At 69.2% G+C, this 20,300-nt stretch carries 20 protein-coding genes, 1 tRNA gene and 1 pseudogene; 11 read left to right on the plus strand and 11 right to left on the minus strand.

Annotated features, from left to right (window positions below):
- Positions 1-585: 585 nt before the first annotated feature.
- Both DJ69_RS15435 and DJ69_RS15440 read right to left on the minus strand, forming a co-directional pair.
- Positions 586-708 (minus strand): annotated as a pseudogene (locus DJ69_RS15435) (FAD-dependent oxidoreductase); the annotation flags it as partial.
- Positions 709-824: 116 nt separating this feature from the next.
- The gene (locus tag DJ69_RS15440; RefSeq protein ID WP_099256422.1) at positions 825-1,733 is read right to left on the minus strand and encodes a hypothetical protein; all 909 of its coding nucleotides are present in this window, start codon (positions 1,731-1,733) and stop codon (positions 825-827) included.
- A gap of 140 nt (positions 1,734-1,873) precedes the next feature.
- On the opposite strand from DJ69_RS15440, the gene DJ69_RS15445 reads away from it, so the two are divergent.
- From DJ69_RS15445 to DJ69_RS15475, 8 genes are all read left to right on the plus strand, one after another.
- Positions 1,874-1,947 (plus strand) — tRNA-Tyr (locus DJ69_RS15445).
- Positions 1,948-2,119: 172 nt separating this feature from the next.
- Positions 2,120-2,260, plus strand: a complete 141-nt coding sequence (locus DJ69_RS18555; protein WP_180271843.1) for a hypothetical protein — start codon at positions 2,120-2,122, stop codon at positions 2,258-2,260.
- Positions 2,261-2,285: 25 nt separating this feature from the next.
- Complete coding sequence (locus DJ69_RS15450; protein WP_099256423.1) at positions 2,286-2,813, plus strand: hypothetical protein; 528 nt, start codon at positions 2,286-2,288, stop codon at positions 2,811-2,813.
- Between the two features lie 139 nt (positions 2,814-2,952).
- Positions 2,953-3,483: a hypothetical protein gene (locus DJ69_RS15455; RefSeq protein WP_245851735.1), complete on the plus strand. Its 531-nt coding sequence runs from the start codon at positions 2,953-2,955 to the stop codon at positions 3,481-3,483.
- Positions 3,473-3,865, plus strand: coding sequence for a hypothetical protein (locus DJ69_RS15460; RefSeq protein WP_099256425.1), 393 nt, complete (start codon positions 3,473-3,475; stop codon positions 3,863-3,865). Before DJ69_RS15455 ends, DJ69_RS15460 begins: the two co-directional genes overlap by 11 nt.
- 258 nt (positions 3,866-4,123) lie before the next feature.
- Positions 4,124-5,164: a helix-hairpin-helix domain-containing protein gene (locus DJ69_RS15465; RefSeq protein WP_245851736.1), complete on the plus strand. Its 1,041-nt coding sequence runs from the start codon at positions 4,124-4,126 to the stop codon at positions 5,162-5,164.
- On the plus strand, positions 5,161-5,463 hold the full coding sequence (locus DJ69_RS15470) for a hypothetical protein (RefSeq protein WP_099256426.1): 303 nt from the start codon (positions 5,161-5,163) through the stop codon (positions 5,461-5,463). The genes DJ69_RS15465 and DJ69_RS15470 overlap by 4 nt, the downstream gene beginning before the upstream one ends.
- A 72-nt stretch (positions 5,464-5,535) precedes the next feature.
- The gene (locus DJ69_RS15475) at positions 5,536-6,009 is read left to right on the plus strand and encodes a universal stress protein (protein ID WP_099256427.1); all 474 of its coding nucleotides are present in this window, start codon (positions 5,536-5,538) and stop codon (positions 6,007-6,009) included.
- Between the two features lie 36 nt (positions 6,010-6,045).
- Here DJ69_RS15475 and DJ69_RS15480 read toward each other — a convergent pair whose 3' ends face one another.
- On the minus strand, positions 6,046-6,708 hold the full coding sequence (locus DJ69_RS15480; RefSeq protein WP_099256428.1) for a DJ-1/PfpI family protein: 663 nt from the start codon (positions 6,706-6,708) through the stop codon (positions 6,046-6,048).
- A 168-nt stretch (positions 6,709-6,876) separates the two neighbouring features.
- Positions 6,877-7,380, minus strand: coding sequence for a winged helix-turn-helix transcriptional regulator (locus DJ69_RS15485; protein ID WP_099256429.1), 504 nt, complete (start codon positions 7,378-7,380; stop codon positions 6,877-6,879).
- Positions 7,381-7,493: 113 nt separating this feature from the next.
- Here DJ69_RS15485 and DJ69_RS15490 point away from each other — a divergent pair, with 113 nt between their 5' ends.
- Positions 7,494-7,841, plus strand: coding sequence for a DUF7471 family protein (locus DJ69_RS15490; RefSeq protein ID WP_099256430.1), 348 nt, complete (start codon positions 7,494-7,496; stop codon positions 7,839-7,841).
- Positions 7,842-7,975: 134 nt separating this feature from the next.
- On the opposite strand, the gene DJ69_RS15495 is transcribed toward DJ69_RS15490, so the two are convergent.
- Genes DJ69_RS15495 through DJ69_RS15505 form a run of 3 tightly spaced genes read right to left on the minus strand, consistent with a single transcriptional unit; the run spans position 7,976 to position 11,827 of the window.
- Positions 7,976-8,839, minus strand: a complete 864-nt coding sequence (locus tag DJ69_RS15495) for a copper ABC transporter permease (RefSeq protein WP_099256431.1) — start codon at positions 8,837-8,839, stop codon at positions 7,976-7,978.
- Entirely contained in the window at positions 8,836-9,693 is an 858-nt protein-coding gene (locus tag DJ69_RS15500; RefSeq protein ID WP_099256432.1) for an ABC transporter ATP-binding protein, read from the minus strand. Before DJ69_RS15500 ends, DJ69_RS15495 begins: the two co-directional genes overlap by 4 nt.
- The gene (locus DJ69_RS15505; RefSeq protein WP_099256433.1) at positions 9,686-11,827 is read right to left on the minus strand and encodes a NosD domain-containing protein; all 2,142 of its coding nucleotides are present in this window, start codon (positions 11,825-11,827) and stop codon (positions 9,686-9,688) included. Before DJ69_RS15505 ends, DJ69_RS15500 begins: the two co-directional genes overlap by 8 nt.
- Positions 11,828-11,932: 105 nt before the next feature.
- Here DJ69_RS15505 and DJ69_RS15510 point away from each other — a divergent pair, with 105 nt between their 5' ends.
- On the plus strand, positions 11,933-12,502 hold the full coding sequence (locus tag DJ69_RS15510) for a nitrous oxide reductase accessory protein NosL (protein WP_099256434.1): 570 nt from the start codon (positions 11,933-11,935) through the stop codon (positions 12,500-12,502).
- A gap of 33 nt (positions 12,503-12,535) precedes the next feature.
- On the opposite strand, the gene carB is transcribed toward DJ69_RS15510, so the two are convergent.
- Positions 12,536-15,757, minus strand: a complete 3,222-nt coding sequence (carB, locus tag DJ69_RS15515) for a carbamoyl-phosphate synthase large subunit (protein ID WP_099256435.1) — start codon at positions 15,755-15,757, stop codon at positions 12,536-12,538.
- Between the two features lie 158 nt (positions 15,758-15,915).
- On the opposite strand from carB, the gene DJ69_RS15520 reads away from it, so the two are divergent.
- Positions 15,916-16,953 (plus strand): S66 family peptidase, encoded by a 1,038-nt coding sequence (locus tag DJ69_RS15520; RefSeq protein WP_099256436.1) that lies wholly within the window; start codon positions 15,916-15,918, stop codon positions 16,951-16,953.
- Between the two features lie 25 nt (positions 16,954-16,978).
- Here DJ69_RS15520 and DJ69_RS15525 read toward each other — a convergent pair whose 3' ends face one another.
- The 3 genes from DJ69_RS15525 to DJ69_RS15535 form a co-directional block, all read right to left on the minus strand.
- The gene (locus DJ69_RS15525) at positions 16,979-17,194 is read right to left on the minus strand and encodes a hypothetical protein (protein ID WP_099256437.1); all 216 of its coding nucleotides are present in this window, start codon (positions 17,192-17,194) and stop codon (positions 16,979-16,981) included.
- A gap of 143 nt (positions 17,195-17,337) precedes the next feature.
- A complete protein-coding gene (locus DJ69_RS15530; RefSeq protein ID WP_099256438.1) occupies positions 17,338-17,871 on the minus strand; it encodes a DUF5815 family protein in 534 nt (177 codons plus the stop codon).
- Between the two features lie 77 nt (positions 17,872-17,948).
- Positions 17,949-20,171, minus strand: coding sequence for a CDC48 family AAA ATPase (locus DJ69_RS15535; RefSeq protein WP_099256439.1), 2,223 nt, complete (start codon positions 20,169-20,171; stop codon positions 17,949-17,951).
- Between the last annotated feature and the right edge of the window lie 129 nt (positions 20,172-20,300).

Genomic DNA, 20,300 nt, shown 5'->3' on the forward strand with positions numbered 1-20,300 from the left:
CTTAGTCTTTTGCTATTCTTTAATCAATCAATCTCTTAGCGATCCGTCTATCCTCTTAGAGACTAAACTGAATGACTCTCTTAGCGTTTTCTCTGCTAAAGGTACAAAACCACTTACCTACCTGAAAGACGCGAGAGAGGGTAATCTAATAGCACTATATCCATGTGAGAGGTAAGAGAGTGTATCAGCTAGGCTCTGAATGAGAAATGAGCTTCAATCGCTCTGGATAACGATCTATCCCCCTATCCCCCTACCCTTCAATCAGAGCGATCCACCTTCGACGTGATTCAGATAGATTTTGCTTATCTTGTGTTATCCTCATCAACATAATACCTGTAATTTGGGTTTGTCTCTGATATGTGATACTATCCTAGTCATTTGTAGGCTATTTTTTACGTAATAAAGTATGGATATATCCGTTATCCCCCTGCCATATGGTGATTTTAGGGTGAAATAGAATGTGGTACTAGGATTTGGAAATAAGATTACTTATCTCACTCTGTGGTACTAGACGGTATTTTGTCCTTACTGTAGCAACTAATCAGAGAGGCTGTTTTTACTTATTGAACGTTAAAGCATACCAAAGTGCGCCTTATGCATCCACGTGTCGTCGGTGTCGAACAGGACCGCGTCGAGCCCGTTCTTGCCCGCGAACAGTCCCGCGCTGAGCCCGGCCGGTCCGCCGCCGACGATTGCAACGTCTGACATGGTAGTAACTCTCATTATAGGTTCATAAGCGTTGGCGGAACCGGTGACGCGGGTGCGGTACTCAGTACGCGCGTCGTTGCCGACGGTACAGTTTCCGAGACGGAGACCGCCGAGAGCTACGACGAGAAGTCGGAGAGCGACCCGCGCGAGTCGTCGGCGTCGTTCTGATCACTCTCGTCGGCATCGTCTCGGTCCGCCTCGTCGGTGTCGTTTCGATCACTTCCGTCGGCGTCGTTTTTGTCCGCCTCGTCGCCGATCTGCTCGGGCTCGTGCCACGGGTCGTCCGGGTCGACGGGCTCGACCGCGCGGTCGAGCTCGGCCGCGTCGTAGTCGCGCTCGTCGTCGAGGAGCATCGCGAGGCGCTGCCAGCGGGCGCTGTGCTCGCCCTCGCCCTCCGGGCCGACCCGCGCGCCGCGGGTCTTGAAGAAGCGCGTGCCGCGCCCCAGCTTCGACCCCTCGCCGGTGTGGCCGTCGAAGATCGCGTCGAACTCGCCGCCGGGTTCGAGGTCGCCGACGGGGAAGTCGTGGGCGGGCTCCTCGCCGCGCTCGCGGGCCTCCGCGCCGACATCGGCGACGGCTCGGAAGTACTCGTCGGCGTTGGGCCCCTCGCGGGTCGACTGCGCACGGGCCGCCGCCAGCGCGGCGTGGATCGCGCAGAGCCGTCCCTTCCACTCGGCGGGCTCCCAGCGCTCGGTGGCGAGCTCCTCGTAGCGCTCGATCGTGAGCGCCACGTCGCTGCCCGCGCGGAGGTCCTCGACGACGTAGAGGTTCAGGCGGTCCCAGAGGTTCCACGCGTAGCCGGAGCGGGCCAGCTCCCACGCGGCCCACGCGGCGACCTCCTCGTCGGAGCGGCGCACCGCCTTCTGGAGGAGGCTGGAGACGACGTACCGGCTGTAGCCGCCGTCGGTCTCGTTGGCCGCCTTCTCCTCGCCGAAGTCGTTCTCGCCGGTCGCGTCCGGCGTCGTGTCGGTCTCCAAGCTCCCGTCCGACCCGAACGTCGCCTGTCTGTCGTCGCCGTCGGCCATACCCTCGCTCCCGCCGCGAGCGACTTAAAAACCGCGCGAGACGGGGGTGGCACGGGGCACCGACCCGTCCGCGGTACTGCGGATCACACTCGGTTTGAAAGGGAACCCTTAAGTCGAATCCGGCGGGTAGAATACGGTAACCGCCCTTAGCTCAGCTTGGTAGAGCAGTCGACTGTAGATCGACTTGTCCCCCGTTCAATTCGGGGAGGGCGGACTGAAATCAACCGTTGATTCCGGGTGTACACCGGAATTAGCGTTCTTGGACTTCAGAAGACGTGAGACGGGAGTCCGCGTTTTCAGAAGACGCCTCGAAAAACCGGAGTGCAACGAGGCTGCCAACGACCCCCTCACAGTCATGCGAATTTTGTAGTGCAAGGAGGTGCGGCATGAGTGCCGAGCGCGACAGCGACGAGGAGATCGCGATCGCTGTCGACGTGGAAGGCGACTCGGTCGAGATCGAGCGCGAGCGGACCGATTGCTCTGCAAACCCGGCAACATGTTCTCCAATTTCTTACATACCTATTTAATATCTATTACGTTAATTAGTTAAGAATGTCTGTAGGACAGGAGCTACTCGACGTACCGTTCCCTGAGATGATCGCGAGTATGGGTCAGGGTATCGCGGACGCACAGAACCAGTTGGACATGAACTCGGTCGAGGTGGCGAAAATCCTCGCCGAGACGGAGATCGAGGTCGTGCCGGCGATCACGCGCACGATCGACTCGCAGGGCGAGGTCACCTACTCCTCCGCGACACCGATCGACGTCTCGCTGCTGCAGGCCGGGCTGTTCCCGACCTTCTACCAGTTCTCGGAGGCGATCATCGAGGTCGAGATGGACATCAAGACGACGAGCGAGCGCGAGACGAACATCGACGTCAGCGCCGAGGCGCACGCGGGGTTCGGCCTGTGGGGCGGGAGCATCCAGACCGACGTGAGCCACAACCGGAAGTTCGGCAAGGAGGTCCACGGGACGAGCAAGCTGAAGACCACGTTGGTTCCGGTCCCGGAGCCGCCGTACCTCTTCCCGGAGGTCGAGACCGTCGACCAGCGACAGACCGACGACGAGGAGACGGAGTGATCGGACCCGCCGCGCTCCGCGCGTGCGTCTTCGCACGCATCCGCACGGCGGACGGAGTGCGGCACCCAGACCCATGCCATTACGAGCACATCACCTACCACCGCGCAGTATCGCCCCCGCTCGGTCGGGCCGACGGGAGGTGGCCGACCTCCCGTTCGACGACCTCGTCTACCTGCTCGCGGAGGGCGTCGCCGACGCCCAGACCGCGCTCGACGCCCACGCCGCGGAGACGCTCACGACGCTCGCAGAGACGGAGGTCGACGTCGCGCCGACGCTGACTCGCACCGTCGCGCCGGACGGAACGGTCACGCCGGACGGAACGGTCACGACGGACACCGCGACGGCGGAGCGGCGATCCCTGCTCGACGTCGGACTGACGCCTGCCCGGTACCAGTTCAGCGACGCGACGATCGAAGTCGAGGTCGACGTTCGCACCACCGAACGCAGTCAGTCGGACCGAGCCGAACCGGAATCCGAGCATGCCGCGGGGGGATTCGGTCTCAGAGCGGGCACGCAGTCCGTGATCGATCGCCGGACCGTCGACCGCGAGGCCGGCGCGAACGCCCGCCTCACGGCGCGGCTCGAACCCACCCCGATGCCGGCGGCGACCGGATCCGCGGAGACGGGGTCAGCGACCGACGGGGCCGACGGAGGCGAACGTGCCGACTGACGAGTGGCTTGCGCGACCGCTCAAGGAGTTCATCCGGACGGTCGCGTTCTCGGTCGCCGAGGGGCAAGAGGAGCTCGACCGCCGGTCGATGGCCGTCCAGCGGTCGATCGAACGCGACATCGAAGACGGGAGCCTCGCGTACGACCTCGACGCGTCGTGGCTCAGGTTCGCCGACGTGGAAGCCGACCTGGAGATGACGCTGTCGATCGAGGGGCAGGAGGTCCGCGATCCGGAGACCAACGAGGTCCGCGCGTACAAGCCGACCGTGACCGCCGTTCCGCTGAACCACCGCGTCAGCGACGAGTACGACGTGGACGCCGAGATCGCCAGCGAGGTGCGGCTCCGCATCGCCCCCGTCCCGCCGGAGTCCCGTAACCCATGAGCGATCGCGACCGCTCCGCGTTCAACGCCGACACGGCGCGATTCGCGGAGACGTTCCAGCTCGAAGAGCTACCGCAGGTCGACGCCGCCAAGTTCGAGACGGTCGAGCGGGCGGCGGTCGAGCGACTGGTCACGGACCAACAGGAGTCGCTCGTTCGCCTGCAGACCGACGTGTTAGCGGTTCAAAGCGAGCGGACCGCCCTGGAGCGCCGGCTCTCGAAGGTCGAGGCACAGCGGGAGGCACTCCGAGAACGCGTCGGTGAACTGGAGGCGCAGCGCCCGGCGGTGGAAGCCGAAGCAGGTCTTCTCGAACCTCGGCGCGGCGCTCCAAGAGGTGGACGACGACCTGCAGAGCGAGCGCTACCGCGTCGACGACGTGGACTTCACGCTCAAGACGAACGTGATCCAGACCGACGAGGGGATCCGGATGCACCTGCCGTCGCTGGACGAGTCGTCGGCGTCGGCGAATCTCAGCGAGGTCTCCTTCCGACTGCGTGCGCCGCGAGGGGAGCCCGAGGACGCCGCGACGACGTACGGCGACGTGCCGGACCTCGGGGGGCTGTCGCACGAGACCGCGGCGCGCCGGCTCGCCGCGGCCAATCTGTCCGTCGGCGTGGTCGAGCGCGTCGTCGAGCCGGCGACCGCACCGGGCACCGTCGTCGAGCAGTTCCCCGACCCCTACGCGGTCGCCGAGCCCGGAGCGCCGGTCGATCTCGTGCTCTCCGCGGCGTCGAGCGAGGAGGCAGGAACATCGGACGGGGAGACAGGCGCATCGGGCGAACCGGATTCATCCGGTGAATCGGAGTCACCGAGCGACCCCGACTCTCCGAACGAGTCCGACGCGGCGCCGACCCCGGACCCGGACGACGACACCGCCCCCGCGGAGTCGCCCGAGCCGGAAGACGAGCGGGCCCGCATGGAGGCGTTCAGACGGGCGATCATCGACGTCGCCCCGGAGAACGGCGCCGCGGTGGTCGAGCGACTCCGCCGCGCGGGCGTGACCGACCTCGAATCGCTGGTCTCGCTCGATCCGGAGGCGATCGCGGCGGAGCTGTCGCTACCGGTCGAGCAGATCGCCGCGCTCCAAAAGCGGCTCGGCGCCCGCGGCGAGCCGGTCGCGCTCGAAGAGGTGTCCGGGATCGGGCCGACGTACGCGGACCGACTCCGCGAGAAGGGCGTCAGAAACGTCGCCCAGCTGGCCGCACTCGACCCGGAGGTCGTCGCCGACATCACCCGTGCGTCGACGAGCCGGACCGAGGGGTGGATCGAGGAAGCGACCCGGATGGCGGGTGACCCATGAGCGTCGCGGAGCGGTTCGGTGCGTCCATCGAGGTCGCCGGACCGGACCCCGAGTCGGAGGGGTTCTTCTTCGTGAAGCGGCGGGACGGGGTCGCCCACGAGGCGTTCGTTACCGGACTGCTCGGGCTGGTCGGCACGGCGGGCCGGCTCGTGCTCCACCATCAGTCGGGGTTCGCCATCGTTCGCCTCCCGCACGGCCGCGCCCGGCGACTCGGTCGGCTCCCGTGGATCGACACTGTCGGCGGCATCCGGTTCGATCCGGAGCAGTTCGCGGCGGTCACGGGCGTCCCGATGGGGTGACGGCGCCTCCGATTCTCAGTCGCGTCAGTCGCACCGACAGCGTATTCATCCTCCGTCCGCAACCCTCCGGACATGACTCTCGTCGTGGTGCCGGTCCGGTTCCCGCCGTCGTCACACTCGGAGGCGACGCTGCGGGAGGCCGTTCGCGTCGCCGAGGAGCGCGACGCCGACTTGACGATCCTCCACGTTGACCTCTACCAGAACTCCGGTGGGGTCTCCCGAAGCGACCTGAAACGGGCCGTCGAAGAGCGGATCGGCCGGCTCGACCGCGCGCGGTACGTCGTCCGCCGGGGGTTCCTCGTCGAGGAGACCATCCTCGAAGAGGTCGTCGCCGAGGGCGCCGACGTGGTCGTCATCGGCTCGAAGCAGGCCGGGCGGTGGCGCCGCATGGTACAGAAACTCCTCTCCGACCCCGACATCGACGCGTACCTCCGCGACGAGCTCGACTGCACCGTCATCACGGTCGACGCCGACGGCGACACCACGACCAACGAGGCCGGCGACGGCACCGACGATCCGCCGCTCCCCGAGGACGGCGGCGACTGACCGACCCCGTCGGCGCGGCCCGCGCTCCGCTCCGGCTCACTCCGTGTCGGCGATCTCGTAGCGGCGCTCGTACTCCATGACGGTCGCGACGCGGTCGGCGATCGCTTCGCCGAACTCCCGCTCGACGAGGTACAGCGCCAGGTCGATCCCCGAGGTCACCCCGCCGGCGGTGAGCAGGTCGCCGTCGTCGACGACGCGCGCGTCCACCACCGCGGCACCCGACTCGCGGAGTTCGTCGACGGCCGAGGCGTGAGTGACCGCACGCCGACCGTCGGTGATGCCCGCCTCCGCGAGCAGCATCGCGCCGGTACAGACGGCTGCGGTGCGGACGCCGGCGGCGTGGTACTCGTCGAGCGCGCGCGGTACGTTGCCCTTCTGCGCCTCCGCCCAGGCGCTCGCGTCCTCGTTGCGCGCGGACCAGCCACCGCCGGGGACGACGAGCAGGTCGGGTGCGTCGCCGCCGTCCGGATCCGGGAGTACCCCGTCGACGCCGACCCGCGTCCCGTGGCTCGCGGTGACCCACTCGCGCTCGTCGAGGGTGACGTACCGGACGTGCCCGGATCGCTCGGCGGCGGTCGCGCCGTCCGCATCGTCGCTCGCCGCCTCCGCGGCGTAGCCGAGCGCGTAGTCGAACACCTCGTACGGGCCGATCCCGTCGAGCTCGTCGAACCCGTCGTACAGCAGAATATCGATGTGCACTGTCGTCGACCTACGCTCCCCGTCATCATGGGCGTTTCCCCGGACTCCGTCGCCCCCGGCGGAAGCCGTGCGATCGCCCGAGAAGTCGCCCTCGATCGCAACCGCGTCACTCGTCGGCGAACGCCTCGACGGCGCGAGCGCCCCCGTCGGCAACCGAGGGCCACCCGCTCACTCGAACAGGCTGTCGACGGTCCGGATGAAGCGGTCGACGATCCGATCCGGGAGCGACGACGACACCTCGTCGAGCAGCGCCGCGGTCTGCTCGGGCCGCGCGAGCGAGAGCCGCATGGGTCGGTCATCCGACTTCTCGATGATCCCGCGTTCGACCATGTTCGAGACGTGCCACGAGACGGTGCTGCGCGCGAGGTCGAGGTCGTCGGCGAGCGTCGCCGGCCGCGTCGGGCCGCCGGCGTGGAGGCGGACGAGGATCCCGCGAGCGGTCTCCCGCCGGAGGAAGGCGAGCGCCCGCCGCTCCCACGGGTCGAAGGACGGGTCGAAGTAGTGAGCGCGCCCGCCGATCCGCTCGACCGCGACCTCGTCGTCCCGGACGAGCCGTCGGAGGTGGTACTGCGCCTGTCCGGTGGCGATGTCGAGGTCGCGGCTCACCCGGTTGAAGTGGACGCCCGGCGTGTCGCGGACGTGTCGGCGGACCCGGGATCTGGTGTCCGGCATGGGTGCTCACCCCGATCTACCGGGGCGCTGTTTAAAACCGCCGCGCGCGTTCTCTTCGAGCGGGAGCGTCCGGGGATGTATTCTTATCGCTCGCTGCCTTACGAGTCGACAGCGTGAATCCGATCCTTGCGAGCGCGACCGCCGGAGGGTGGGGCGTAGAGGGGTCGCTACCGCTGCTCGCCGTCGTGGCCGTCGCCGGCCTCGGCACCGGGGTCCTCTTTCTCGTGAGCCTCGTCGCGTACCACCGCCGTCGGAGCGGGCAGTACGCGCTCATCAGCGTCGCCGTCGGCGCGCTGCTCGGCCGGTCGGTCGTCGGCGCGGGCACCGTTCTCGGCGTCGTGCCGATGCCGGTTCATCACTTCCTCGAACACAGCCTCGACTTCCTGATCGCCGCGGTCGTCCTCTACGCGGTGTACGCGCACGCTCCGGGCTCCGTCGGAGACGACGCCACCTCAAAGTGAGTAGGAAGGCGGTGGGGTCGGAGTGATCGGAGGGCCGGTGGAATCGGGACGATCGAGGGTAGTCGGAGCGATCGAGGGTAGCCGAAGCGATCGGGGGAGGCCGAGACGACCGAGAGAAGCCGGGAGGGTCGCTCTCAGTCCCCGATCCCGCTGCGAACGCGCTCGATGGCCGCATCGACCTGACTCCCGTACGCCAACGCTGTACCCGCAACGACGGCGCCGAGGAGCGTCCAGCCGACGAGCGAGCCGACCGCGCGGCCCGTCGCGATGAACTCGCCCTCCGGCGCGAAGGCGACGCCGATCACGTGTTCGAAGACGAGCCCGCGGAACGCCCCGTTCGGCGTGAGCGCGAGCGATCCCGGGATCGTCGCCGGAGACGCTCCGGCACCGAGCGAGCGGAGCAGGAGGAGGTCGCCGCCGAGCACCCCCGCGACCAGCGCGAGGACCCCGAGCGCGATCGCGCTCCGGCGGTTCGCGGCGAGCGCGGAGACCGCGGCCGCGAGCGACACGTACGCCGCGCCCAACAGGAGGACGAACGCGAGGAACCGGAGGTACAGCAGCGGCGAGTCGATACCGGTGTGGGTCGCGAAGATGCCCGTGTCCGGCGCCGCGGTCAGCCAGACCCCGACGCCGACCGCGGCGTACGGAGCGCCGACGACCCCGACGAGCGCGACCGTCCGCGCCAGCAACACTCCCGCGACGTACTCGCCGACGCGCACCGGATACGTCCGGATCACCGCGAGCTCCCCGCTCGCGCCGTCGGCGAGCAGCGAGCGGTAGCCCAACACCACCGCGGCGAGCGGGACGAGCGCCTCCGTCGGGAGGAGCAGGTCGACGATCGCCGGCACGAATCCCGTGGCGCCCCCGCCGCCCGCCGCGAGGAGGCCGCCGACGGCGGCGAGCAGCCCCACCGCCAGCACGCCGTAGCCGGGGGTCCGGACCACCGTCGCGAGTTCGCGCCGGAACACCGTTGCGACCCCGATGAGCGGTCCGGTCATCGCTCCGACACCCCCGTGACGTGAACGTCCGGCTCCGCATCGTCGCCGTCACGCTCCTCCTCGTCGCTCCCCGTGTCCCCGTCGCCGTCACCTCCCTCCTCGTCGCTCCCCGTGTCCCCGTCGCCGTCACCTCCCTCCTCGTCGGATCGCTCGGCGCCGGTCCGCGCTTCCGCCGCCGTCACGGCGCGGTACAAGCCGCTCACGTCGTCGACAGCGTGGTCGTCGAGCAGGCGGCCCACCGGCCCGGCGGCGGCGACGCCCCCGCGGCGGAGAAGCACGACGCGGTCGGCGTGGTCGTCGACGAGGTCGAGCGCGTGCGACGAGATCACGACGGCCGTGTCGCGGTCGGCCCGCTCGGCCGCCGCGCGGAAGGCGCGTTCGCGCATCCCCGGATCGAGACCGCTCGCCGGCTCGTCGAGGGCGACGAGGGTCGGGTCGCCCAGGACCGCCTGCGCGATCCCCAGCAGGCGTCGCATCCCGCCCGAGAGCGCCTCGACGCGCCTGTCGCCGGCGTCGGCGAGCCCGACCTGCTCCAGCGCCGCGTCCGGGTCGTCGCCGACGAGTCGGGCGTAGAACGCGAGCGTCTCGCGAGCCGTAAACCCGTCGCGGAACGGCACCCGCTGTGGCAGGTAGCCGATCGGCTTCGGGCCGGTCGCGCCGGGGTGCCGGACCTCGCCGGTGGTCGGCGCCGTCGCGCCGACCAGCAGCCGGAGCAGGGTCGATTTCCCGGAGCCGTTCGGGCCGATCACGGCGGTAACGCCGGGATCGATCGCGAGCGAGATCGAGTCCAGCACCGGCACGCCCCCGTACGTCCGGGTGACATCCGAGAGGGTCGAGACGGGCTCGTCAGGCATCGGCGGCCCCCTCCGTCGCCGCGGTGTGAGCGTCGATAACCGACGTGCGCGCGCCGGCGCCTGCCGATGCGGTCTCGGCGGCGACGCGCTTCGTTTCCGGCCCGATACCCCCGCCCGTCGCGTTGCGATGGCGTGCGTTCATGGCTGCGTCCTCGTCTCTGTCCCCCCGCTGGTCGGCCAGTTCCGTGCGCCAGTCGGCGCGGGCCGGGCCCGCGTTCGGGGCGAGCGCGGCGTCAAGCCTGTCCGGCGAGTACGGCGCCGCCGCCGGCGCCGGGTCGATGATGCTTCCCGAGCGCGCGCCGGGGACGGTCCCGCGGAGGCGGTCGAGGAGGGCGACCGCGGGCGACTCGCGCACCGCGACGGCGGCGACGTGCCGGTGGAGCGCGCCGTCGACCGGAGAGGTGGGGCGATACGCGCGCTCGCCGGGGTCGTGGGGGCCGACGTTCGCCCCCTCCCAGTAGTTCCCGCGGTCGCCGTCGGCCCAGACGCGGAGCGCGCCCGCGCCGGCGGTCGCGTGCTCCGCGTTCCCGACGAAGTCGTTCGCGACGACCCGGCTCGACGGGACCACCGTGGTCGCGCGCGCCCCGAGGTCGTTGTTCGCGGCCACGTTGCGCTCGTACAGCGACCCTCGCGAGCTGGTCGAGAAGCCGAGTTCGTTGCCGACGAGGGTGTTGTACCCGATGTACGCCCGGGTCCCCGAGGCTTGGACCCCCGCGCTGGAGTTCCGAACGTCGTTGCCGACGATCGCGTTGCCCGACGGCCGCGTCATCACCGTGATACCGGCGTACAGCTCGTCGCGGAACGCGTTGTCGGCGAGCAGCGCGTCGCTCGTGTACATGAGGTGCACCCCGTAGCGGTTGTCCGCGAACGTGGAGTTCCGGACGACCGAGCCGTCGGCGCGGTGGAGGTAGATGCCGTCGCGGCCACCCTCGAACCTGCTGTCCGTCACCGTCACCCGCGACTGCATCCCCGTGATCCCCATAAATCCGTCTTGCCACTCCTCCGTCCCGTTCACGCGGAGATCCCGGATCACCGCGTGGGAGCCCTCGCGGAGGAGTATCCCGCTCGCGTTCGCCTCGACCGTCACGTCGTCGACGACGAGTCCCGGCGCGCCGATCGCGCGGATCCCGGCGTCTCCGTGGCCGTAGCCGAGCTGGATGTTGGTGTCCCACACCTCGCTTTCACCCTCCCTCTCGCGACCCGCGCGCGCCGCCTCCGGGTCGCGCGTCTGCCCCCCGCTTCCGGCGACCGTGATCCCGGTGATCGCCACGTCGGGCGCGCGCACCGTGATCACCGAGCCGTTGCCGTCGCCGCGGATCCGCGCGCCCTCGCCGGCGACCGTCACCGACTCGTTCACCGTCAGGGTCTCGTCGTAGGTGCCCGTGGGGACGACGACGGTCGTGTTCGGCGGCGCGGCGGCGACCGCCGCCCCGATCGTCGGTGCGTCCTCACCGACGACGACCGAGACCGGTCGGTCGGCGCGGCGCTCGGCGGCCGCGATCCGCCCGTCGGCCGCGTCCCACCGCGCGGGAGCCATCGCCCGCACCGTCGCCGCCGAGTCTGTGTCGAACGACAGGCGCCGGACCGTCTCCCAGTCGACCACCCGCCCGCCGTGGTCGGCCGCGAACGCCTCGGCGGCGCCCCGCTCGCGGAAGGGGACGATCGTCTCGCCCGCCGGGCTCCGGGCGTCGCTCTCGACGACGTAGAGCGCCGCCGCCGCCGGCGTCCACTCGCCGCCGGACTCGGACTCGAACAGGCCGGTCTCGGTCGTCTCGGGCCGCGCGTCGTCGAACGTCTCGACGTAGGCGGCAATCGGGTAGCCGAACTGCCGTTCCGTCTGGCCGTCCTCGAGGGCCGCCGCGAACGACTCGACGCCGTTGTACCCGACGACGTACTGCAGCTGCGAGTAGAAGACTTGGGTCCGCGGGATCCGCGCCGAGCCGGTCATCAGCGCGTCCGTCTCGGAGGAGAGCCCGAGCTCGACCACGTCGTCGTAGGGGACCGGCGAGGGCGCGGCGGCCTCGGGGTCGGCGGCGAACGCCCCGGCCGTCGCGACGACGGCGACGAGGAGGAGGACGCCGAGCGCGATCCAGAGCGCCCGAGACGGATCGCCGTACGGGTCGGAAACTGCCACGGCGTACGTTCAACCTACTGGGGTTTAGCCGATCTGGTTTGTTCCTCGAACGGCAGACTGAATCGGTCCAGAGGAGCTAATACGGTTGTTTCGTAACTATTACGCATGACTGAACACCAGCGCCCGTCGGCGTCGCGTCGGCGGCTGCTCGCCGGAGTCGGTGTGGGGCTCTCGCTCGCCGCCGCCGGCTGTCTCGGCGACGAGAGCGCGTCTATCACCCCGATCTCGCTCGACGGGGAGCGCGCGTGCGACCAGTGCGGCATGATCATCGAGGACCACCCCGGCCCGGTCGGGCAGGTCCACTTCGAGGACGACGAGCCGGAGGGCGGGCGGCCGGGGCAGTTCTGCAGCAGCACCTGCACCTACACCTACCGGTTCGACGCCGAGGACGCGGGACGGACCCCGCTGGCGACGTTCCTCACCGACTACTCGCTCGTCGATCAGGAGGTGTTCAAGGAGGGGTCCGACACGATGTTCTCCTCGCACGTCGAGAGCGAGGCGTTCTCGCAGACGACCGAACTGACGGTCGTCGCGCGCAGCGAGGTCGTCGGCGCAATGGGGCCCGAGCTGATCCCGTTCAGCGACGACGACGACGTCGACGCGTTCGTCGACGAGTACGGCGGCGAACCGATGCCGGCCGAAGACGTCGAGCGCTCGACGCTCGAGGCGCTGTAAGGCCCGCCGCGAATCGCGAACGCCGTCCGTGGACTACTCCGCGGCGCCCCACTTCTCGACGCGCTTCGGCCGGTCGGAGACGGCCATCACGTCGAGGTCGTCGGCCTTGTGCTCGATGGCTTCGAGCGCCGCCTTCGCCGAGGCGTGCGTCGAGAAGTAGGTGATCTCTTCCTCCACCGCGACCTCGAGCAGCTCGCGCTGGCGCGAGACGATGAGGTCGATCTCGTCGCGCTTCGCGGCCTCGATCAGGTCCGTCGCCTCGCTCAGCTCGAAGTGCTCGGCGTACCCCGCGACGAGCGCCTCGCCGGCCTCGGTGTCCGGGTCCGGGAACTCGTCGGCGGAGAGGTCGACGACGGCGGTGCCGGACTCCGGGATCGGCTTGTTCGTCGCGTCCTGCGCCTTGTCGTACGCCTTGCCGAACGAGCGGGCCGTCCCCATCACTTCGCCGGTCGACTTCATCTCCGGGCCGAGCCGCGGGTCCGAGCCCGGCAGGCGGTCGAACGGGAGCACGACCTCCTTCACGCTGCGGTGCTCCGGGATCTGCTCGTCGGCGTCGAGGTCGGAGAGCGAGAGGTCGTCGGTCATCACCTTCGCCGCGAGCTTCGCGATGGGAACGCCCGTCGCCTTCGAGACGAACGGGACCGTCCGCGAGGAGCGCGGGTTCGCCTCCAGCACGTACACCTCGCTTTCGGCGTCGTCGCCGACGCCCGTCACCGCGAGCTGGACGTTGAGCAGGCCGACCGTGTCGAGCGCGCGGGCGATGTCCTCGGTGACCTCGCGGACCCGGCCGAGCGTCTCGTCGTCGAGCGAGCGCGGCGGAATCATGCAGGCGGAGTCGCCCGAGTGGACGCCCGCGCTCTCGACGTGTTCCATCACGCCGCCGAGCAGCACGTCCTCGCCGTCCGCCACGGCGTCGACGTCCAGTTCGACCGCGTCGTCGAGGAACTGGTCGACGAGGATCGGCTTGTCCGGCGAAACCCGGACCGCCTCCTCGATGTACTCTTCGAGCTCCGCGTCGCTCTCCACGACCCGCATCGCGCGTCCGCCGAGGACGTAGGAGGGGCGCACGAGCACCGGGTAGCCGATGTCGTGGGCCAGCTCGAGCGCTTCCGCCTCGCTCGTCGCGGTGCCGCCCTTCGGCTGCGCGACGCCCATCTCGTCCATCAGGACGTTGAAGCGGTCGCGGTCCTCGGCGAGGTCCATCGCCTCGACGCTCGTCCCCATGATCTCGCAGTCGAGCCCGCGGCGCCGGAGCTCGTCTTCCAGCGGTTCGCCGATGTTCACCGACGTCTGCCCGCCGAACTGGACCATCACGCCGTCGGCGCCGGTCGCCTCGGCCACGTCGGCGACCTCCTCGGCGGTGATCGGGTCGAAGAACAGCCCGTCGGAGGTGTCGTAGTCGGTCGACACCGTCTCGGGGTTGTTGTTGACGACGTGCGCCTCGATGCCGAGCTCGCGGAGGGCCTGGATCGCGTGGACCGAACAGTAGTCGAACTCCACGCCCTGCCCGATCCGGATCGGGCCGCCGCCCACGACGACCACGCTGTCGACGCTCTTGTCGACGACCAGCTCGCCGGCCGCGGCGTCCCCCTTCAGCGGCCCGCGCTCGAACTCGGCCTGGCGCGCGGAGTAGTAGTACGGGGTCTCGGCGGCGAACTCGCCCGCGCAGGTGTCGACCTGCTTGTACGTCCGGCCGGGAACGTCGGCCTCCACGGCGTCGACGTCGGTCCCGCCGCCGGCGAGCGCCGCGATGTCGGCGTTCGTGTGCCCCGCGGTGGCCGCCTGCGCGAACTCGCCGTTCTGGGCGGCCTGCGCGGAGTCGCTGACGCGCTTGAACCGTTCGAGGTACCACGTCTTGATCCCGGTCAGCTCCTCGATGTCCGCGACGGTGTAGCCGCGGTCGAACGCCTCGAACATCGCGTACGGGCGGTCCGGCGAGGGGCGCTCGAGGTACTCGCTCTCCAAGGCGTCGTCGTCGACCGCCTCCCAGTCGACCGCCGGGTCGTACTCCGACGACCGGAGCGACTTCAGCAGGCTCTCCTCGAAGTTCCGGCCGATGGCCATCGCCTCGCCGGTGGACTTCATCGCGGTCCCGAGCTCGAAGTCCACGTCGTCGAACTTGTCGATGGGCCAGCGCGGCACCTTCGTCACCACGTAGTCGATGGCGGGCTCGAACGCGGCCGTCGTCTCCCCGGTGATCTCGTTGTCGATCTCGTGGAGCCGCTTGCCGAGCGCGACCTTCGCCGTCACGCGGGCGATCGGGTAGCCGGTCGCCTTCGAAGCCAGCGCGGAGGAGCGGGAGACGCGCGGGTTCACTTCCACCACGCGGTACTCGCCGCCGGGAGTGCCGTCGTCGTGCCACGCGAACTGGATGTTACAGCCGCCCTGAATGCCGAGGTCCCGAATCACTTCGAGCGCGGCGTCGCGCATCTCCTGATGCCCGTCGTCGGGGATCACCTGCGAGGGGGTGACGACCGTCGACTCGCCGGTGTGGATCCCCATCGGGTCGATGTTCTCCATGTTGCAGATGATGATACAGGAGTCGTCGGCGTCCCGCATCACCTCGTACTCCAGCTCGACCCAGCCCGCGATGGACTCGGTGATGAGCACCTCGCTGTTCCGCGAGAGCCGGAGGCCCTTGCGGACGCGCTCGACGAGCTCCTCGAACTCGTCGACGACGCCCGAGCCGGAGCCGCCGAGCGTGTACGTCGTCCGGGCGATAACGGGGAGCCCGCCGACCGCGTCGACCGCCCCCTGGACGCGCTCACGGAGCGCCGCCTCGTCGAAGTCGGTGACCGACTCGCCCTCGTCCAGCGAGATGGTGGTCGACTTCGGCACCGGCTGGCCCAGGTTCTCCATCCGCTGGCGGAACAGGTCCCGGTCCTCGGTCGCGTAGATGGTGTCGAGCGGCGTCCCCATGACCTCCACGTCGAACTCGTCCAGAATGCCCTCCTCGGCGAGCTCGGCGGTGACGTTGAGCCCGGTCTGGCCGCCCAGCCCCGCGATGACGCCGTCGGGCTCCTCGATCCGGATGACCTCCGAGATCGCCTCCGGCGTGATCGGCTCGATGTACACCCGGTCCGCGGTCTCCGGGTCGGTCATGATCGTCGCCGGATTCGAGTTCACCAGGACGACCCGCGCTCCCTCCTCTTGGAGGGCGCGGCACGCCTGCGCGCCGGAGTAGTCGAACTCGGCCGCCTGTCCGATCTGGATCGGTCCGCTACCGATGAGTAGTATGGTCCGGTCCTCGCTCATTACCGCGACCGAGTGCGCTCATCGTAATAAGGTCGGCGATAGAATACGAATCTCGCAGCGACTTTGCGATTTTCGCAAGGTAGTCCTGCCCATGGTGAGTGATACATCGTGACACGAACGCGGCCGATTTATCTGGGCGCCGGCCGCAGTACGCCGCGATGGAGTTCACCACGCCACCGGCGCTCGACGACGACCAGGCCCTCGCGGTCGTGGCGCCCTCCCGACCCGCCGACGCGACGCGGCTCCGCGTCGGCCGCGAGCGACTCGCCGCGCTCGGGGTCGAGACGCGCGTGCTCCCGACCGCGGACCCCGACCGCGACGAGCCGGCGTCACCCGCGGCGCGGGCGGCCGACATCGAGGAGGCGTTCGCCGATCCATCGATCGGCGCCGTCATGGCGTACACCGGCGGCGACGACCAGATACGGGTCTTGCGGCATCTGGACGGGGAAATCCTCGCCGCGAACCCGACCCGGTTCTTCGGCTACAGCGACAGCGACAACCTCCGGCTGTTCCTGTGGAATCGCGGGATCGTCAGCTATGGGCTCGGCGTCCACCCCGACCTCGTCTGTGACGCCGAGCTCAGTCCCTACACCGAGCGGTACCTCAGGCGCGCGCTGTTCGAGGAGTCGATCGGAGCGGTCGAACCGGCCCCGGAGTGGACCGACGAGTGGTTCGACTTCGAGACGCGGGAGCCGCGGACGTGGCGGGAAAACTCCGGGCCGACGACGTGGGTCGGTCCGGCCGCCGCCCCCGATGAACCGGTCAGCGGTCGGGTGTGGGGCGGCTCCTTCGCGATACTGAAGTGGCACCTCCAAACGGATCGATACCTCCCGGACCCCGAGCGACTCGACGGCGCCGTCCTCGCGCTGGAGACGTCCGAGGACGTCCCGCCGCCGCGCGAGGTCGGCTACACGCTCCGCGCGATGGGCGAGCGCGGGCTCCTGTCGCGGTTCGACGGCGTCCTCGTCGGTCGGCCGCGGACGAACGCCCCGCCGCTGGCGTGGGACCCGGACCCCGACGAGTACCCCGCGGAACTGAGGGGCGTCGTCACTCGCGAGCTCAGTCGGTACGCGCCGGACGCGGCCGCCGGCTTCGGCTACGACTTCGGCCACACCGACCCGTCGTTCCCGCTTCCCCTCGGCGCTGTCGCGACGCTCGACCCGGCTGACGGCGCCCTGCGGTTCGAGTCGGGGTGACTCCGCGTGCTCCCTCGAACGGCCCTCAAGTCACCAGTCGGTACCGGTAGGGCCGGTCCGCGATGACCTCGATGTCGCCGCGTTCGGCCCACCGGCCAAGCACCGTGGCGACGCGGTGGGGACTGTCGATCTCCTCGCACTCGCCGGCGAGCGCGAGAATCTCCCGCGCCGTCAGCGGCTCCTCGGCCTCGGCGAGCACGCCGCGGATTCGGTCGTACCGGTCGTATTCACCGGTTCTCATACGTCTTACGTACGGTCCCCGGACATATAGGGTTCAGTGAGACAAGAGTCGGACATTCGTCTGACAGGAGCGCTCTGCGGCTCGTTCTCGGCGGTTTGAGCGCCGATCGGCAGCCGGGTTCGACCGGCGCCGGGGGGCCGCGCTCAGGCGTACGGGTCCTCGGCCTCGAGGTCGCGCTCGGCGCGGTACTGCTCGACGAACTCGCTCACGTCGAACTCGACCATCTCCGCTTCGAACGCCGAGAGCGCCTCGTCGTCGTCGGCGTGGCTCACGGCGTGTTCCATCAGCTCGACGACGAGCTCGACGACGATCTCGTGGAGCCGGCGCGAGTCGAAGTCGGTCACCCACGCCATCGCGTACCCCACGTCGGCGTTCTCGCTGGCGTCGTACGCGACGACGGCCTCCGGGAACTCCTCTAACACGACGCCGAGGAGGTGGGGCGTGTCGAACTCCGGCATCTCCTCGCTCGTGGTCTCGATCGCCTCGCGGAGCACCTCGACGAGGAAGTCCGGGAGGAACCGCTCCGGGGGATGCACGTCCATCACGACCGCGTGCGTCTCGCCGCAGTCGCACTCGAACTCGCGCATCCCCAGGTCCAGCTCGCCGGCCGCGATCGTCTGTCCGCACGGCAGCTCCAGCGAGTTCTCGTCACCGCCGGGGACGCGCGGCTGGGACATACCCGTCGTTGGTCGCTGTCGGGGTTAAAAGACGCGGAACGAGACGGGGAGCGGGTCGCTGCGCGCGCGGGCCCGATCTACTGGAACCCGATCTTGCCGCCGGTGTCGCGGATCGCGTTGCCGCTGCCGCCCTTGAACTGCTGTTCGACCTCCTCGTAGTACGAGAGGATGTCGTCGGTGATCGTGGGGCGCACCGACTCCATCGCGCGCCGGAAGTGTTTCATCTCGACCTCCTCGGCGTCGTCGTCGTCGCGCAGCGCCTCGATGGCGGCCTCGCGGGCGATGCCCTCCAGGTCGGAGCCGACGTAGCCGTCCGTGATCTCGGCGATCTCGCGGAGGCTCACGTCGGGCGCGAGCGGCGTGTCCTGCGTGTGGATGTCGAGGATCTGCTCGCGGCCCTCCTGGTCCGGCTGCCCGATCATCACGAGCCGGTCGAACCGGCCCGAGCGCAGCAGCGCGGGGTCGATCATGTCGGGGCGGTTGGTGGCGCCGATCACCATCACGTCGCCCATCTCCTCTAACCCGTCGAGCTCGGTGAGCAGCTGGTTGACGACGCGCTCGGAGACGTTGTTCCCCATCTCCTGGCCGCGCGACGGCGCGAGGCTGTCGAGCTCGTCGAAGAAGATGACGGTCGGGCTCACCTGCCGGGCCTTCCGGAAGGTCTGTCTGATCGCCTTCTCCGATTCGCCGACCCACTTCGAGAGCAGCTGCGGCCCCCTGACCGAGATGAAGTTCGCGTTCGTCTCGTTGGCGACCGCCTTCGCCATCAGCGTCTTCCCGGTGCCGGGTGGGCCGTACAGCAGCACGCCCTTCGGCGCGTCGACGCCCATCCGATCGAACTTCTCGGGCGAGGTGAGCGGCCACTCGACCGACTCCTGCACCTGCTCTTTGGCGCTGGAGAGCCCGCCCACGTCGTCCCACGAGATCTTCGGGAGCTCGACGAGCACCTCGCGCATCGCGGAGGGCTCCACCTCCGTCAGCGCCCCGGAGAAGTCGTCGCGCTTGACGATCATCCGGTCGATCAGGCTCGGCGGGACCTCCTCGTCGTCGAGGTCGATCTCGGGGAGGTAGCGCCGGAGCGCCTTCATCGCGGCCTCCTTGGTGAGGCTCTCGATGTCGGCGCCGACGAACCCGTGGGTCTCGTCCGCGAGGTGATCGAGGCTCACGTCGTCCGAGAGCGGCATCCCGCGGGTGTGGATCTGGAGGATCTCCTTGCGGCCCACCTCGTCGGGGACGCCGATCTCGATCTCGCGGTCGAACCGCCCGGGGCGGCGGAGCGCGGGGTCGACGCTGTCGACGCGGTTGGTCGCCCCGATGACGACCACCTGACCGCGGGTTTCGAGCCCGTCCATCATCGTCAGGAGCTGCGCGACGACGCGGCGCTCGACCTCGCCCGTCACGTCCTCGCGCTTGGGCGCGATCGAGTCGAGCTCGTCGATGAAGATGATGCTCGGGCTCTCCTCCTTCGCGTCCTCGAAGATCTCCCGGAGCTGCTGTTCGGACTCGCCGTAGTACTTCGAGATGATCTCCGGCCCGGCGATCGAGAAGAACGACGCCGAGGTCTCGTTGGCGACGGCCTTCGCGAGCAGGGTCTTCCCCGTGCCCGGCGGCCCGTGTAAGAGGACGCCCTGCGGCGGCTCGATCCCGAGCTTCGAGAAGATCTGCGGGTGTTTCATCGGCAGCTCGACCATCTCGCGGACGCGCTGGATCTCCGACTGGAGGCCGCCGATGTCCTCGTAGGTGATCCCGCCGCCCGTCTTCTCGAACCCGGAGATCGGCTCCTCGCGGAGCTCGACCTCGGTGTCCTCGGTGATCAGGCAGACGCCGTCGGGCTCGGTCTCGACCGCGATCAGCGGGATCGCCTGTCCGGGCGACCGCATGAACGGGTGGTTCGTCGACGACATCACGGGGACGATGTCGCGCTCGACGACCGGCCGCTTGAGGATCTGGCGTTTCACCATGCCGGCGGCGTCGGAGCCGAACTGGACCGACGCCTCCTCGGGCGGGGCCAACACGAGCTTGTCGGCCTTCTCGGCCTCCGCCTTCCGTATCGTCACGCGCTCGCCGATGCCCACGTCCGCGTTCTGGCGGGTGAACCCGTCGACGCGGACGGTGTCGGTGTTCCAGTCCTGGCGGTCCGCGCGCCAGACCTTCGCGGCGGTGGTCTCCGCGCCCTCGATCTCGATGATGTCGCCGGGCGAGAGCTTGAGGTGCAACAGCGTGTCGGGGTCGAGTCGGGCGATGCCGCGCCCCGAGTCGTTCGGGTACGCCTTCGCCACTTCGAGTTGGACTTCGTTCATGGTTCCTCGCGGGGGTTATCCGTAACTGCACCCGGTTCGGGAATAAGCCTGTTGCCCCTGTCGACGCCGCCGGTTCCCCCGAGCGATGCGGGGGGCCCGGCGATCTGTGCCATCATATAGCATGGTATG

It is taken from the genome of Halorubrum persicum, assembly GCF_002727125.1.
Lineage (GTDB): Archaea > Halobacteriota > Halobacteria > Halobacteriales > Haloferacaceae > Halorubrum > Halorubrum persicum.

Coding starts and splice junctions, on each gene's coding strand:
- DJ69_RS15530 (WP_099256438.1), bottom strand. CDS start 17,871: ATGTCCCAGCCGCGCGTCCCCGGCGGTGACGAGAACTCGCTGGAGCTG.
- DJ69_RS15500 (WP_099256432.1), bottom strand. CDS start 9,693: ATGCCTGACGAGCCCGTCTCGACCCTCTCGGATGTCACCCGGACGTAC.
- DJ69_RS15510 (WP_099256434.1), top strand. CDS start 11,933: ATGACTGAACACCAGCGCCCGTCGGCGTCGCGTCGGCGGCTGCTCGCC.
- DJ69_RS15470 (WP_099256426.1), top strand. CDS start 5,161: ATGAGCGTCGCGGAGCGGTTCGGTGCGTCCATCGAGGTCGCCGGACCG.
- DJ69_RS15525 (WP_099256437.1), bottom strand. CDS start 17,194: ATGAGAACCGGTGAATACGACCGGTACGACCGAATCCGCGGCGTGCTC.
- DJ69_RS15485 (WP_099256429.1), bottom strand. CDS start 7,380: ATGCCGGACACCAGATCCCGGGTCCGCCGACACGTCCGCGACACGCCG.
- DJ69_RS15495 (WP_099256431.1), bottom strand. CDS start 8,839: ATGACCGGACCGCTCATCGGGGTCGCAACGGTGTTCCGGCGCGAACTC.
- carB (WP_099256435.1), bottom strand. CDS start 15,757: ATGAGCGAGGACCGGACCATACTACTCATCGGTAGCGGACCGATCCAG.
- DJ69_RS15440 (WP_099256422.1), bottom strand. CDS start 1,733: ATGGCCGACGGCGACGACAGACAGGCGACGTTCGGGTCGGACGGGAGC.
- DJ69_RS18555 (WP_180271843.1), top strand. CDS start 2,120: ATGAGTGCCGAGCGCGACAGCGACGAGGAGATCGCGATCGCTGTCGAC.
- DJ69_RS15520 (WP_099256436.1), top strand. CDS start 15,916: ATGGAGTTCACCACGCCACCGGCGCTCGACGACGACCAGGCCCTCGCG.
- DJ69_RS15475 (WP_099256427.1), top strand. CDS start 5,536: ATGACTCTCGTCGTGGTGCCGGTCCGGTTCCCGCCGTCGTCACACTCG.
- DJ69_RS15535 (WP_099256439.1), bottom strand. CDS start 20,171: ATGAACGAAGTCCAACTCGAAGTGGCGAAGGCGTACCCGAACGACTCG.
- DJ69_RS15450 (WP_099256423.1), top strand. CDS start 2,286: ATGTCTGTAGGACAGGAGCTACTCGACGTACCGTTCCCTGAGATGATC.